The sequence below is a fragment of the Brevibacillus sp. LEMMJ03 genome (assembly GCF_007197875.1).
GTDB lineage: Bacteria > Bacillota > Bacilli > Brevibacillales > Brevibacillaceae > Brevibacillus > Brevibacillus thermoruber.
The window spans coordinates 84606-99415 of the sequence record NZ_VKJN01000011.1 but is presented as its reverse complement, the minus strand read 5'-3'; the positions used below and the strand labels follow the sequence as shown (position 1 = coordinate 99415).

The window sequence follows — 14810 nt, the reverse complement described above, 5'->3', positions numbered from 1 at the left end:
GAACCACGCCCTCGCAGCCTGCCTGTTTCGTTTGGGGGATTAGTTGTACACGCGGATGACAATGTCGTCCAGATCGGATTGATACAACAGGTCTAAAAACCGATCCGAGTCATTCAAAGCATCCACGAAATTGAGCGACACTTCGTTCTTCGTGCCGGCAAAGAAGACAAAATACACGTCTTCAAAGTCGTTGTCGCCAATAATATCGAGGAGCGAGTCGTCCTCCAGCACCTTGGCGAAATTGTACTCACGGTAATCGCCCGGCTGTTCACCGCCGTTGTCGTCGTCATCGTCGTCCCGCGGATCGGTGACCGCGATCGTGTACACGGCCGGATTGCCGTCGCGGGTATCGATCCACACCACGCGGTTGCCGCTCAGGCGAACTTCATCCATTTCCGCATCATCGGACCAGTAGTACTTGCTGAACGATTCGTCTTCGATGTCGTACAATTCGTAGGTGAACTGCTCTTTGTTTCGCGAACCGCGATTTTCCTTGAACAGGACCAGGTCGCGGGACGCTTGCGGTTCGATCTGATCCCCGTCCGTCCAGCGCAGGAGCACATCGGTCCGGTCCCGGTCAATGTCGTAATAGTACAAATCGTACGTTTTGGTTTTGGATGAATACTCGCTCCACACCACAACGTTGTCGCCAAGGCTGGCCCCTGTTATGTCAGCATCGGCGCGCACTTCCGTCTCGTCCTCTTCGTCCAGGTCGTACAGGTAAATGGTGTCTTTTCCGGAGCGTTCCGTCACCCACATGACGAAGTTGTCGTAGATGTCAACCGCCTTGGGATCGCGTACCCTCGCGATATCCTCGGTTTTTTCCGTGGACAAATCGGTCACGTACAGATCCCGATCATCGTCGATCCACGCCAGCTTGCTGCCGTCCAGTTCGTACAGCGTGTCGGAAGGAACGGCCTTGGTGCTCGTCACCCTCTTCTGGGTACCGCGGCGGATGTCGTACGCGATCAACGCTTCGTCCTCTCCGTCATACCAGACGACATAACGGTTGCTGACCAGAGGACGGCGCGGCTCCGAACCGGATTTGCTGATGACGGAACTGGTCTGCGTATGCAGATCGTGCAGGATCACATTGGACGTTTTCTTGTTTTCGCTGATGTAGACCACATAGCGGTCATCGCCGTCCGGCTGGCTCGGATCTCCGGACAAGCCGCCGATTGGCACCAATTCTTCATCGTCCAGGTCGTACAGATAGAGATGCACGTTCTTGTCGCCGTCTTGTTTCGCAAAGATCACGTAATCGCCGTAAATGCGCGGAGGTAGTTTGTCGTAGACCTCTTCGTCCAACTCCTCCGCATCGTCGTAGTCAACGTCGCCGATCAGCAGCGCACCGTCTTCCACAAACACGTATGTATCTTCGTACAGATGCGGGTATGCCTGCTTGTTGGAGTCTTCCGTCAGGCGCTTGTTTCTGTCGCGGCCGATCACGTAGACGTAAAGGTCGTCGTACCTCTCGTCCTGGTAAACGATCTGGTCATCATAGATCGAAGGATTCGTCTGATGGCCGAGCGCGGTTACCGCCGCGCGTTCCCGCCCGCTCTTGATGTCGTAATAGTAAATGTCGACGTTGCCGTTCCGGCGGTCTTCCCACGCGACATAAGAGGTGCTTACCGTCGGTTTGCCGGCCTCGCCGCTGGTGGAGACACGGACTTCTTCCCCGGTATTGATATTGTAGAGGTAGATGTCGGATTTGCCGCCATGCTTACCGCTCCAGGCCACGTAGTTTCCGGATAGTTCCAGTTCCGCGGCTTCTGTCGTGCCGTCCGTAAGGCGCCTTTCCTTTTTCGTTCCGATGTCGTACAGGTAGACGTCCGAACCGCCGTGACGGGAATCGATCCAGGCCACGTATTTGCCGTCCACTCGCAGGTTGGTTTTGGCGGATTGCTTGTCCCCGATTTGGCTTTCTTTATGCTCATCGAGATCATACAGGGTGATGACTTCTTCCCCCTCTGCGATCCAGACGGCGTAATCCTTGGAAATGTCAAAACCGGCTTTGGAAATGACCGGATTGCTGGAGTCGATGCGGACTTCTTCACCAACGTAGTACGCAAATGCCGGAGTCCCGCTCCACAGGGTCGTGGCCAGCAGCGCTGCAGCCAACAAACCTCGGATGGGGGTTCTCTTCATGTAACGATTCCTCCTTTTGTGACGATTCTCATTCTTCATCAATTATCCGTCATATGGCAAAGGATGTCAAAAAAAATCAGGCGCTTTTGACAAGCGCCTGACGGACTATTTGCAGGTTACTCCTGTTCCTGTTTTTCACTGGGGCGGCAGTCGCAGCTGCAGACCCCGTAAAGCGTTTTCACCTGGTTGCTTTCAAAATGCTCGATAATCGTCCCACAGCTCTGACAAACAATCGTACCCATGTTCGCAATCCCTCCGCGTTCGTACTGCCAAAGCGCAGATCAGCCAAAAGTGACATCAAAATGTGATGGTACCTTTATATTAATATGACATACTAATGGGAGTCAATACGAAAAACACACACAAAATCACCCAATTAGTATGTCACATTAACGAACGCCCACCGTGTCCCTTCAGCCACTCCACCATCTGCCGCAGCACGTCCTCCCGCTCGGGTTCGTTCAGCACTTCGTGACGCAGTCCGGGAAAACGGACAAAGGTGACCTCCGCCGGCAAGCCGGCCGCAAACCGTTCCACTCCGTCCGGATCGACCAGTTGGTCATCCCCCGCCTGCAGCACCAGGACGGAAAGGTCAAGCCGCTCCCGCTCTTCCCAGGCGGCCCGCATGGCCCGGTGCAGCTCTTGGAACCAGCGGACACTCACTTTCGGGTAGTTGTACGGATCGCTCACGTATTCCGCCTGTACCTGCGGATCGCGGGAGACCATTTCCGCCGTGATCCCGTTTGCCATCACCAGCCTCGGCATGGCGCGATCCAGCCATTGCGCCAGCCTGGCTTTCCACGCCGGCACGTCCACCTTCAACTGCAGGCAGGGAGAACTGAGCATCAACCCGGCCAGCCGGCGCCGCTTCTCATACCGCTGGACGAACCGCACCGCCACCAGGCCGCCCAGGCTGTGCCCCAGGAGGAAGACCGGCCGCTCGTCTCCTGCTGCCTGCAGCGCCCGCTCCGTCCAGGTTTCCACGGCTTCCAGATACTGCCCGAACGAATCGATGTGCCCCTTTTTTCCCGGCGAGCGTCCCCACCCGGGCAGATCTCCGCTGAACACATCCACGCCGTGCGCATTCAAAAAGGCGGCCACATGCCTGTAGCGGCCGTGATGCTCGCCGGTCCCGTGCACCAGCACGACCGTCGCGGCCGGATCGGCGACCGTCCATGCATGGAAATAGCAGTCCATGCTCCTCCCTCCCCATTACAAAAACGGGCAGAAGGAATCCTTCTGCCCGGTGTCAGTACTGGTTATCATCCAACGGCATCGATGGCAAACACTCCTGGAAAAACTGGGAAAGCGTTTCCGCTTCATTCGCGCAGTCAATCCGGAAAATCTTTTTCAGGTACTCCGGATTGACCGCATCCTCCGAACTGAGAAGAGTGGATTGCCCCGTCTGCATACAGATGACCAGCGGCTTACCGTCAAACTTGTTGGTGAAGACGATCCCGAAGTCGTGTCGGGCACGTTCCGTGGCAAAACCGAAGAACCGTACCTGGGCAGTCTCCGCAACGTCGTACAAGTGGTCGAACCGTTCCATCAGCAATCCCTCCTCATGGCAATTGGTGTCCGAAAGCAAAATTGAGTAAATTTTCGGATTGTTTACCAGTATAACAAAAACAGCGGCAGATTTCCACCCCTGCCCTTTTGGCCGCCTTGTGGCCGCACAAAAGCGCGCATGGGCAATCTGCCGCCTTTGCTGCTCACCAATCCTGCAGCGATCCTAGCTGATCAGGTGGCGAAGGTTGGGCACGCGGTCCTCCCCTTCCTGAATCCAGCGAACTTTTTCCGCTCCGTGCAGCGATTGGGCGACAAACGACAAGCATTCAAAGAAAAGTTCCACGACGGCCGTACTGTACCGCTCCTCCAGCTTTTCCAGCGCATAGGTGAGCCGAAAAATCGCCGGTACGCTCCGCCTGCTCGCTTCGATCACTTCCCGTCCCTTCTGCGTCGGGTAGACGTGCACCACGCGCCCGTCCAGCTCCGACTTTTCGATCGAGACCATCCCTTTTTCCACCAGCTTTTTGATATGAATGACGATGGAAGACGGATGCCAAAAGGTCCATTCGGCAATCTGCGTCACGCGGACGCCTTCATAGCAGTAAATGATCCAGAGAATATTCAATTGCACGGACGAATCCAGCTCCGCCTCTTTGGCCGCCCGTTCCCAGTCTTCCTTGTTGACGACGTCAATGGCGCGCATGGTGTTTAACGCTTCGTAAACGTTTCGAATCGAAACCTCCTGCATCGGGTCCATTCCTCCACGATCCTTTATCATTGTTTCTCTTTCTTTATGAATGTGATATATATTTTACACTTTTCAGAAAAGACGTGCAATTATTTTCCTTTTGACTTGTCGCATTGCCAAAGAGTGGCAGGGAATGCTACACTAGTCGCAGGAGATTCCCGGGACTAGGAGTGACGGCAATCGTGAACCTGAAATCGGCCTACATCTATTTCGTGGAAGGCTCCACAGCCACGAAAGCGGACATCGACGACGTCAAAGCAAAGCTCGAGCGATACATCGACATGACGAGAAAAACGGGGGAACAACTGGGGTGGTCCTACGCGGACGCCGCCTTTCCGTACGTGATCGAGGAGCGGCCGGAAGGGGCGGGTTCCTGGATTCTGCTGAAGGGCAAGGATCCCACCCTCTACAAGGCCATCATCGTGGGTGTGGGCTCCCGGGAGGAGAACGGCCAGGAGCGGTTTTACATTCAGGTCTCCCTGCCGGAGTCGGCCACTCACGGCGACGTGAACAAGGCAAACGAATACTGCCGGTATTTGGCCCGCGAGTACAAGGCGGAGCTGCACCTGTTCAACAAGCGCATCCAGTACTTCCAGCCGCGCAAACCGTGAGCGTCTGGAAAACGGCAGCCGGTACGCACCGGCTGTTTTCTTTTTTCCAGGCTGTGCTTCTTATCTCTGAGGAAAAGAAGCTTTTTGTCCCTGTTCGTCCCTCCGCCTGCCCGCCCGGAAGACAAAAAAAGGCTCTCCACTCGGGAGAGCCGTTTTTGCGCGTACGTTGATCAAATCGGTTGAGATCGGGACAGCGAATAAAATCTGCCATCAACCATTCGTATCCCCAGATCCACACAGTAGTGCAATCCCTGTGTGACGCCGTAGAGGATCCACTCCGATGAGCGGTGGTTAATGTCAAAGTCGGTGTAGAGGTCGGTGCCGTCGTTGCGGATCTCGTTGCGGTCTGTCACATCAAAGAGGCGGAGGACAAATGGCAGTTCGGCAAACGGGATGGCAAATTTCCGCTCCACCTCCCGTTCAAACTCCTTTGTCATGTGCCATTGGGCCAGGATCGATTGCTCGTCTTTCCAGGCAATCCGTATACTCGGGCCTTCTATGTCTGTGGATGACCGCGCGGGATTTGTCTCCATTCGCTCCCATCGTTCCTTTCTCTCATGTACTTGCATCAGGGTGACGCAAATCGTCATTTGCTACTCATTATACCATGACAACAAGCCATGTGGAAACGCGACCAAGCCAATTTTCTCATCCGGCTATCGTCCGACGGTAAAGCTGTTTTCGCCGACGGTGACGAACTCGTTGGACTTCTCCGGCTTCATCTGCAGCTGCACCTTGTACGTCCCGTACATTTCCAGCTTGGTGGAGACGAACGGTTCGGAGAAGTAGAAGCTGTTGGCGTTCAGCGTCGAGTACTTCCACTCCTTGCCGCGGTCCACCTCTTTGCCGTCCGGGCCGACCAGCACCAGGCGCAGTCTCAGGTCTCTTGTCACCGGCGCGTCATCCACCTCGACAAACACGTTAAACGTCCGCGGCACGTCCTTGTCGCTGTACCCTTTGATCGGGTTGCTGAAAATGATGTTCTTGTTGCGGGACTGCTGGATGCCCTCCAGCACCAGAATATTGACGTTCGGCTTGACGATCTCCAGTTTTCCGGAGCGTTGATCGTACTCGGCAAAGCCTCCCATCCGCTTGACCAGTTTCTGCATCGAAGCGGTCGTCGAAGCGGGCAAGCTGTCGACGATTCGCTCGCCGCCCAGATAGACCCGCATCGCGCCTTCGCCCAAGGCCGTGCTCCCTACGCCGGCGACCGTCAGCAACAACAGGGCAGACAACCATGCTTTCTTCATGTCGCAATCCTCCAGTATGTTTTGCGCGGCAGCGCTTGATTTCCCTTTTTTTCTTGCCATTAACTTATACGCCCAAGCCGGCAAATAGTTGTGGTCGCCCCGCAAACTTTTTTCACAATATCCACAATATCCACAGGCGCATCTCAAACTGGAGGAAGGACTTATCAACAGCCATTTACTCCAGCGACAAGACGTACTCCACCAGCGCTTTCCGTTCCTGTTCGGTCAGCAAATGGGCGTTGCCGTGCTTGTGCTGCGGATTGCGCGTGGTCAGCACTTCTTCGATGGTGGCGGCGCTGCCGTCGTGCAGGTACGGCGCGGTCGCCCAGACACCTCGCAGCGTCGGGGTATCAAACTCGCCCGGCTTGCGCGGATTTTGGAAATGGGCCCGGCCGTCGCCCTCTACCGCCCCTTTATCAGCCGGCGTGGCCGTGCCGACGTCGTGCAGAAAACGGCGGTTTTGCACGCTCAGCCTGCCGGCGGCGTCCACCGCCTGCGCGCTGTCGGTATAGTTCGGCAGGGCGTGACAGGTAATGCAGCCCGCCTTTCCCTTGAACAGCGCCTCTCCCTGTTGAGCCAGCGGCGTCAGCGATCCGTCCGGCTGCCGGTACGGACTTTTCGGCACCGGCAGCGAATCGGCGTAGTCCAGGTAGGCAAACATCTGGTCAAACATCTTTTGCACCTCGGGCGGCAGCGGTTTCGTCGGATCCAACCGGGTCATCCCGCCCATCTCGTTCTGCACCGTCAGCAGGTAGTCGGCAAAATCGTCACGGCTGCCATCCCAGGTCATCAGGCCCGTCTTGGTGGCGAGCACGTTGCTCGGCAGGTTGCGCGGCCCTTTGGGGGTCAGGAAGGTAAGCCCGTTGATCTCGCCGTCAAAGTGACAGGAGGCGCAGCTCATCCAGTTCTTGCCGGTGATCGGCGCGGCGAATCGGTCGCTGTTGGCGGAAAAGAACATCACTTTGCCGGCGCGAACGTCGGGGGGCAGCGGATCCTTGGCGATCAGGGGGAGCGGTTTTCCCGAGACGGCCGCTTTTTTGTACGAATCGGAGCCGCCGGTCTCGACGAAGACGAGGTCGTGGCTCATCGCGTTGTGGATGTACAGCTCGCTGCCGTCCGGGGAGATCACCATGCCGCGCGGGTTGGCCCCCGGCACGCGGCGCAGAAGCTGCGTCACCCGTCCGCCGCGCCGGAGGTCGAAGGTCATCAGGTCCTCGCTTCCGCCCATGACCACAAACGCTTTGCTGCCGTCCGGCAGAAAGGCCACGTCGGCGGGGTTGGAGACGATCTCCGTCTCGTTTTTCACGTTGACGATGTTCATCTGCTTGAACAGGTGCTTCCGCTCCTCCACCCGCTCCTTCCGCGCCGTCGTGTCGATCACCGACACCGTCGGAAAGATGGTGGACTCAAACTGGATCGGCGTGTCTGTGTTGGTCAGGATATGGGGCAGCCACAGCTCTTTTCCGTCCGGGGAAAACGTCATGTTTTCCACCATGCCGGGCACCCCCTGGCTCACCTTTTGGTCGTGATTGGGCGGTTCCGGCGTCTCGGCCAGCGCCACCGTGCCTTTCACCTTCCAGGCGGCGGTGTCGATCACGCTCACATGGCCGTTGAGGTAGTGGCTGACGTACAGCTCCGAACCGTCCGCGTTCAGCGCCAGGCCGCGCGGTTCCCGCTCTACCGGAAGCTCGCGGACCACCCGGTTGGTGGACGTGTCGATCACGCTGATGACCCCTCCGCGGTAGGAGCTGACGTAGACCCGCTTGCCGTCGGGACTGGTGACGACGGCAAACGGCTGATGGGCCACCGGGACGGAGGCGATCACCTGTCGTTTTTCCAGATCGACCACGTCCACCCGATCGTCGTGCATCGCCGCCACGTAGGCGCGCCGGTCGTCAGGCGAGAGGGCGACGCTGCGCGGCTCCCGCCCGACCGGGATCTCCGCGGTCACGGCCCGTTTTTTCACGTCCACCAGCGTGATCGTCGGCACGTCGATGTTGGCCGTGACCACCGCTGTGCCGTCGCGGGTGATGGCGATCGGCCGGCTTTCCGCAGGCGTTTTTCTCGATTCGCTGTCAGGTCCCCCGACCGCTTCGTCAGTCGTGCTGCAAGCGGAAAGGGCAAGGGCCGCAATCAGCCCCCACCCTATCCATGTGAACCGCTTTTTCTGTTTGTTTTCCACGACTGACCCCTCCTACGGCTTCTTCACCGTAACCGGCAGAAGTACGGGGGCGATGCCGTACGGGCCGTGTTTGCCCACGACCGCCTGAATCTGCGGCACGGTGTCCTTGTCCGTATTGTCCGGCGAGTCGGACGTTTCCTTGTAGTAGTCGCCCGTATCCCAGAATTCGCTCGCCTGCATCCCGTCCTCCAGCGTCGGGCCGTTGACCACTGTCTTGAAAAAGCGGGTGTACATGTCGGTCAGCTTGCCCAGTTCGAGCGAGGGGTATTTTTCCTTGTCCGCGTCCGTGTTGACCAGGTTGAGCATGCCGAGGCGCAGCCCGGCGGAGACGGCGCCTGCCAGGTACGGATCGTAGGCGTAGTCGTTCTCCTTGCCGACTGCGTCGCGAAAAGCGGACGCCCCGTCGTCCCAGAACGTTTTCACCGTCTGGTCGAACAGCTTGCGGGCGGCATCCCGGTACTTCTCCTCCTTGGTCGCCAGAAACGCCGCCGTCAAACCGCGGATGGCCCCCAGTTGGGCCTTCAGCGTCTTGGCGTCGCCATCCCGGCCCGAGCCGATGCGGTAGCCGTTTGCCACCAGGCCGTCCTGTTCGTCCAAGAGCTTGGTGAGGATAAAGTCGGCCTGCGCCTTGATCATGCCCAGCGCCTTTTTCCCCTCCGGCGTACCCAAGCCTTGCGCCGCTTCACCGCTCGCGTATCCCAGCGGCATGCCGTCGACCGCCCGCTGGAACAGGCGCAGCGCCTCCAGGGCGTATCCGATTTGGAAGGTGTCGGCGTGATCGCCCTGCCCGTTCGCCTCCCCGGAGTGTTCGTCCACCAGCGTCTGCTCCCTGGCGTTCCAGTGCATCGCCTCCAGGTTGGCAAACAGGGTGTACAAAATGTCCCGGTTGAGCGAATACGGATCGTCCGCCTTCACGTCGTTTGCGATTTGATTGTCCAGGTTGGCCGCCGGCGCTTTCGGGAACGGGTCGCCGTCAAACACGGCGCGAAACGCCGGGTTTTGATTTTGGTTGGCGGGCCGCTGATCGGACGTGCCGAAAAATTCGGAAGCGGCCCACATCATCAGCCATTGGTCCTGCAGCAGGCTGCGTTTGTCGGTGACCTTCAGCTCCTTGACGCCGGGGAATTCCGTGCTGCCGTCTTCCGTCACCTGGATGGCGTGGGGAAGGTAGACAAGCCCCTTGGCCGGATCGTATTTCGTTCCCGGCGTGGCCCCCAGCTTGCCGCTGGCCGCTTCCAGAAACAGTCGGTCACGCATGAAGGCGAGCTTGTTCCAGACGCCCTCCGCGAGCAGCACCCCCTGCAAGCCGTCCGCCGTGCTGACGCCGAGGCGGATATTGGGGTCCTTGTCCTGGTCGGGCGAGGCGGCCTCCAGTTCTTCGTCCTTGTCCACCGTGTGGAATCCGCCCAAAAAGTCACCCAGCCAAAGCGCCTGCTTCAGATAGGTCCCGCCGAGCGCGGACGGGGTCAGCACCCGCTCCATCCGGCCGCGGTCCCAGCGCAGCGTGGCGAAGTCCACCTGGTATTTGGGAATGTAGCGTCCGTCTTCCCCGTCGGCGAACTTGCTGGTGTCCACCTTGGTCACGTAGTGCGGATCGCCGGACGCGTATTCGACAAACGTGGGGAACATGTTTTGAAACAGCTCCTCCGGCGTGTAGCCGACCGCTTTGGCCAGCGCGAAATAGCGCTCCGCCAGCGCCTTGCGCGGGTCGTTGGCTCCGGCCCGCTTGACGTTGACGGGACCGTTGACGAGATGCAGGCCCAAGCCGGACTTTTCCACCACTTCGTACATCGCCTCTTCGGAATACTCGTAGGACTCGATTCCGGCCGTGTAGTCAAACGGGGTGGGGCTGTCCGGCTTGCCCGCATCCAGCAGGTCCAGGTCAAGCCCCAGCGACTCCGCGAGCGGTTCGCCTGACAGTTCAAACTCGGAATAGGCAAACATGTTGGCCGCCGTGTCAAAGCGGTAATCGGTCTTTTCCACGCGCAGACCCTGTGCTTTGGTGCCGGCCGCCTGGCCCGCGGGCTGCGGTGCGGACTGGTTGGTGCCTGACGGCGCCTCCGGGGTGCACCCTGCCAGCAAGGCGGTTGCCAGCAATACGGAAAGCGGTTTTCTTGCCAAGGAAACTCCTCCTCCTGCCGTTGACGCATATAAGCGGATGATAATGAGAGTTATTATCAATGAAGATGATTCTCATTATACGCCCGGCAGTCATGCTTGTAAATGAGCAAAATGAAAAGCGACTCGATTGGAGTCGCTTATCGATGAACGGATTTTCGCGCGCGTGTTATCGCAGCCAGGCCGAAACGATCACGGCAAGGACCAGCTGGTCCTGCTCAGATCGGCCATTCCTCCTGCCCGGACAGCCAGGTCAGATAGTCCGTCACCAGACTGATGGCGATGTCGATCGCCCGCTCGTCCGGTTCAATTTTCGCATGGTGCAGGCCGTAGGGCGTATTCACCCCGAGCCAGAACAAAAAGCCGGGGATTTCCGACAGGAAAAAGCCGAAGTCTTCCCCCGTCATCGCTTCGCTGCAGCGGATCGGCGTGATGTCCGGGCGCTGGGTGCCCACCCATTCCATGAACCGCTCGGTCAGCGCCTCATGGTTGTACACCTGGCAGTACCCGCAGCCGTAATCGATGGTGGCCGTGCACTCGAATCCCGCTTCGACGCCTTTGACCAGCGCCTCGATGCGGCTTTTCACCCGGGCCATCGACTCCAGCGACAGCGTCCGGATCGTCCCCTCCAGCCGCGCCGTTTCCGCGATGATGTTCTGCTTGGTGCCCCCTTCGATTTTGCCCACCGTCACGACGGCCGCATCGAGCGGGTCGATGTTGCGGGCCACGATCGACTGAAGCTGCGTCACCAGATGGCTGGCCGCCACCACCATGTCGTTTGCCTTGTGGGGAAAGGCCGCGTGCCCCCCTTTGCCGGTCAGCTCGATCATCAGCTCCGAGGTGTTGGCAAACAGGATGCCCGGCTTGGTGGCGATGTGCCCCACCGGGTACTCCGGCGCGATGTGCAGGGCAAAGATGCAGTCGGGCCGCCACTCGGCAAACGCCTCGCTCTCCATCATCGGCTTGGCGCCGCCCGGTCCTTCTTCGGCCGGCTGGAACACGAAGAGCAGATCGTCATCGACGGGATGGTGAACAAAATGGGTCAGAATGCCCAGCCCGATCGCCATGTGCATGTCGTGGCCGCAGGCGTGCATGTACCCCTCGTGCGTGGAGCGGAACGGATAGGTCGTCTCCTCCCGAATCGGCAGACCGTCCATGTCCGCCCGCCAGGCAATCGTCCGCTTGGGATGAAGCCCGTTAACCCTGACGAGGATGCCGGTGCGCCAGGTCTTGATCTGCAGGCGCTCTTGCGGCAGCCGCTCCAGATAGTCCAGCAGATAGCGCTGCGTTTTGTACTCCGCAAAACCGGGTTCGGGAATTTGATGCAGGTCGCGGCGAATCCGCACAAACGGGGAATCGGTCATCCCTCTACACTTCCTTTCCGGTGCCGAGCGCCGTCAGTTGGCGGGCAAACACATCCACAAACCGGTCCACATCCGCCCGCGTCAAGGTGAGCGGAGGCAGCAGGCGGACGATCGTCTTTTGCGTCACGTCGACGAGGATGCCCTCGGCCAGCAGGTTTTGCTGCAGCCGGGCCGCTTCTTCGGGCGTCGCGTGCAGCGGAATGCCCACCATCATGCCTTTGCCGCGCAGCGCCTGAAGCTGCTCCGGCAGGCGCTGTCTCAGCTCTTCCAGACGTCCCCACAGGTAGCCGATCACGTCGCTCACATGGGCGCGGAAGGCCGGGTCGAGCAATTCGTCCAGCACCGCGTTGCCCAGCGCGGCGGAGAGCGGCGAGGGCGCAAAGGTCGTGCCGTGATCCCCCGGCTTGAACAGATTCATCAGCCGTTGGCCGGCGATCACCCCACCGAGCGGCAGGCCGCCGCCCACTCCTTTGGCAAACAGGATCAAATCGGGCGTCACCCCTGCGTGCTGATAGGCAAACAGACGGCCCGTACGGCCCATGCCGGTCTGGATTTCATCCATGGCAAACAGCACGCCCTCTTCCCGGCAGATCGCCTCCGCTTCCCGCAAATACGCTTCGGAGAGCGGCACCACGCCGCCGGAGCCGAGCACCGGCTCCATCAGGAGGGCCGCCGGCTTCTCGTTCCGGCAGACCGCGCGAAGCTGTTCCGCGTCTTCCGCATCCAGCTCGTAGACGGGAAAGTCGGGCTGGGGAAAATCCTGATAGACGTGGGGCTGCCGCGTCAGCCGCACCGCCCCCAGCGTGCGCCCATGGAAGCTGTTGCGCAGGACGGCGATCCCCGTCCGGCCGGCCCCCTCCGCTTTCGTCCATTTGTGGATCAGCTTGATCGCCGCTTCCGTCGCCTCCGCCCCGGAGTTGGAGAAAAAGACCTTGCCGGGGATGGTGTTGTCGATCAGCCGCTGCGCCAGCCGGATCGCCGGCGGGTTGAGAAAGACGTTGGAGATGTGCAGAAACCGCTCGCCCTGCTCCCGGAGCGCCTGGACAATCCGCGGATGGGAGTGGCCCAGCACGTTGACGGCCAATCCGGTAAACAGGTCCAGATACACCCGGCCGTCGGTGTCGTACAGGTAATTGCCCTCTCCTTTGGCAATTGCGATCGGCAGCCGTTTGTACGTCGAGACAATGTACTGTTCGTCGAGCGAACGCCAGTCCGTAGCCATCTTCTCACTCACGCTCCTACAGCTGCCGCAGCTCCTGCTTGATCTCCGTCTTGGAGCGTGTTTTTTCGTCAATCTGTTTAATGATGCGCGCCGGAGTGCCGGCCACGACCACGTTCGGCGGAACGTCCTCGATGACGACCGCGCCGGCGGCCACGACGGAACCTTTGCCGACGCGAACGCCTTCCAGAATCACCGCATTGGCGCCGACCACCACGTCGTCTTCAATCACGACAGGCTGCGCGGACGGCGGTTCGATTACGCCCGCGATCACCGCACCGGCGCCGATGTGGCAGTTTTTCCCGATGGTGCCGCGTCCGCCGACGACCACGTTCATGTCGATCATCGTGCCTTCGCCGATGACGGCGCCGATGTTGATCACCGCCCCCATCATGATCACGGCGTTGTTGCCGATGCTCACCTGGTCGCGGATGATCGCGCCCGGCTCGATGCGCGCCTGGATGCCTTTCGTGTCCAGAAGCGGGATGGCGGAGTTGCGGCGGTCGCTTTCCACCACGTAATCGGCGATTTTGTCCTTATGCTGCTCCAGCACCGGCTCGATCTCCTTCCATTCGCCGAAGACCACGCCTGTGCCGTTGCTGATAAACGTTTTGGCGTTTGCGCCGAAATCGATGCCGTCCAGGTCTCCTTTCAGGTATACCTTCACCGGCGTTTTCTTTTCGCTTTTTTGGATAAACGAGATAATTTCATGCGCATCCATCATGTTCACTGTGAATCTCCTCCATGACACTGTATGTGGAAATGTAGAAAAAGCAATGAGTGCAGACGCTATCCTCATTGCTTTTTGATACCTGAAAGCAAACCGTAAATAGCGCTCCACGAAAGGCCGTGCCTTTCATGACAGGGCGACCGTTGTTCACGGGAACCCCAGCCCTCGCCGTCCGAGGGGTACGGCCAGAACTTCGGCGCCTTGGCCTTTCCGTCTTCCCACGCCCCCCGCGTTTTTCGGCAAGACGTACTCTTCCGCAGCGCACCTCTATTTGTAGATACGTTATGGAATTTCCTTTTACTCTATCAAAATCCTCCCCGGGTGGCAACCTCTGAATGGAAAAGAGGGGAAACAGATAATTGTTGACAACGATAATCATTTTCATTATCTTGTAGTTGAAAATGATAACCATTATCTGTTTGGAGGGCTTATGAAAACGATCATACTGGTCTATGCAAGCATGACAGGAAACACCCGGGAGATGGCCGATGCGATCGTCGAAGGCATTCGGTCGGCGGGAATCGAACCGGAGGTCAAGGAAGTGGTGGACTGCTCCGCTTCCGAATTGGCCGACTATGACGGCATCGTGCTGGGCGCCTACACGTGGGGAGACGGGGAGCTGCCGGACGAGTTTCTGGATTTTTACGAAGAGATGGAAGGGCTTGACCTGCGGGGCAAAAAAGCGGCTGTATTCGGCTCTTGCGACTCCGGCTACGAAAAAGTGGGAGCCGCTGTCGACATTCTGCTGGAAAAAGTGACCTCGCTGGGCGCGGACGTCCCGTTGAACGGGTTGAAGGTGGAACTGTCCCCGTCCGTCCAGGAGAAGGAAACCTGCCGGGAATTCGGCCGTTCGTTCGCGCAGTCGCTGGCGTAGCGGAGCAGCGGTGCGCGCCCGCATCCATACGGTCCTGGCGCAATCTGCCGGGACCGT

General features: G+C 59.1%; 14 protein-coding genes and 1 riboswitch. Of the genes, 2 read left to right on the top strand and 12 right to left on the bottom strand.

Features of this window, described 5'->3' with window-relative positions; all coding sequences use genetic code 11:
- Positions 1 to 39: 39 nt before the first annotated feature.
- From FOI68_RS15115 to FOI68_RS15095, 5 genes are all read right to left on the bottom strand, one after another.
- Positions 40 to 2148, bottom strand: a complete 2109-nt coding sequence (locus FOI68_RS15115; protein ID WP_143863651.1) for a TolB-like translocation protein — start codon at positions 2146 to 2148, stop codon at positions 40 to 42.
- Positions 2149 to 2264: 116 nt separating this feature from the next.
- Positions 2265 to 2390, bottom strand: a complete 126-nt coding sequence (locus FOI68_RS15110) for a GapA-binding peptide SR1P (RefSeq protein WP_081656563.1) — start codon at positions 2388 to 2390, stop codon at positions 2265 to 2267.
- A gap of 142 nt (positions 2391 to 2532) precedes the next feature.
- Positions 2533 to 3345 carry an alpha/beta hydrolase gene (locus tag FOI68_RS15105; protein WP_143863650.1) on the bottom strand — a complete coding sequence of 271 codons (813 nt, stop codon included), beginning with the start codon at positions 3343 to 3345 and terminating at the stop codon, positions 2533 to 2535.
- A 52-nt stretch (positions 3346 to 3397) separates the two neighbouring features.
- Positions 3398 to 3697, bottom strand: coding sequence for a DUF3055 domain-containing protein (locus FOI68_RS15100; protein WP_029099895.1), 300 nt, complete (start codon positions 3695 to 3697; stop codon positions 3398 to 3400).
- Between the two features lie 183 nt (positions 3698 to 3880).
- Positions 3881 to 4405, bottom strand: a complete 525-nt coding sequence (locus FOI68_RS15095) for a MarR family winged helix-turn-helix transcriptional regulator (RefSeq protein ID WP_029099894.1) — start codon at positions 4403 to 4405, stop codon at positions 3881 to 3883.
- A gap of 182 nt (positions 4406 to 4587) precedes the next feature.
- Here FOI68_RS15095 and FOI68_RS15090 point away from each other — a divergent pair, with 182 nt between their 5' ends.
- Positions 4588 to 5016: a DUF1885 family protein gene (locus FOI68_RS15090; protein ID WP_029099893.1), complete on the top strand. Its 429-nt coding sequence runs from the start codon at positions 4588 to 4590 to the stop codon at positions 5014 to 5016.
- A gap of 170 nt (positions 5017 to 5186) precedes the next feature.
- Here the strand turns inward: FOI68_RS15090 and FOI68_RS15085 are convergent, their stop codons facing one another.
- From FOI68_RS15085 to dapD, 7 genes are all read right to left on the bottom strand, one after another.
- Positions 5187 to 5549, bottom strand: a complete 363-nt coding sequence (locus tag FOI68_RS15085) for a DUF4912 domain-containing protein (protein ID WP_029099892.1) — start codon at positions 5547 to 5549, stop codon at positions 5187 to 5189.
- A 123-nt stretch (positions 5550 to 5672) separates the two neighbouring features.
- The gene (locus FOI68_RS15080) at positions 5673 to 6266 is read right to left on the bottom strand and encodes a hypothetical protein (RefSeq protein ID WP_029099891.1); all 594 of its coding nucleotides are present in this window, start codon (positions 6264 to 6266) and stop codon (positions 5673 to 5675) included.
- A gap of 175 nt (positions 6267 to 6441) precedes the next feature.
- Positions 6442 to 8448, bottom strand: coding sequence for a beta-propeller fold lactonase family protein (locus FOI68_RS15075; protein WP_143863649.1), 2007 nt, complete (start codon positions 8446 to 8448; stop codon positions 6442 to 6444).
- 12 nt (positions 8449 to 8460) lie between these two features.
- On the bottom strand, positions 8461 to 10569 hold the full coding sequence (locus FOI68_RS15070; protein ID WP_143863648.1) for a hypothetical protein: 2109 nt from the start codon (positions 10567 to 10569) through the stop codon (positions 8461 to 8463).
- A 215-nt stretch (positions 10570 to 10784) separates the two neighbouring features.
- Positions 10785 to 11930, bottom strand: coding sequence for an N-acetyldiaminopimelate deacetylase (locus FOI68_RS15065; protein ID WP_035295296.1), 1146 nt, complete (start codon positions 11928 to 11930; stop codon positions 10785 to 10787).
- A gap of 4 nt (positions 11931 to 11934) precedes the next feature.
- Positions 11935 to 13152: an aspartate aminotransferase family protein gene (locus FOI68_RS15060; RefSeq protein WP_143863647.1), complete on the bottom strand. Its 1218-nt coding sequence runs from the start codon at positions 13150 to 13152 to the stop codon at positions 11935 to 11937.
- 16 nt (positions 13153 to 13168) lie between these two features.
- On the bottom strand, positions 13169 to 13879 hold the full coding sequence (gene dapD, locus FOI68_RS15055; protein ID WP_029099887.1) for a 2,3,4,5-tetrahydropyridine-2,6-dicarboxylate N-acetyltransferase: 711 nt from the start codon (positions 13877 to 13879) through the stop codon (positions 13169 to 13171).
- Positions 13880 to 13971: 92 nt separating this feature from the next.
- Positions 13972 to 14157, bottom strand: a riboswitch (Lysine riboswitch).
- A gap of 152 nt (positions 14158 to 14309) precedes the next feature.
- On the opposite strand from dapD, the gene FOI68_RS15050 reads away from it, so the two are divergent.
- Positions 14310 to 14753: a flavodoxin gene (locus FOI68_RS15050; protein ID WP_035295300.1), complete on the top strand. Its 444-nt coding sequence runs from the start codon at positions 14310 to 14312 to the stop codon at positions 14751 to 14753.
- The last annotated feature ends 57 nt before the right edge of the window (positions 14754 to 14810 follow it).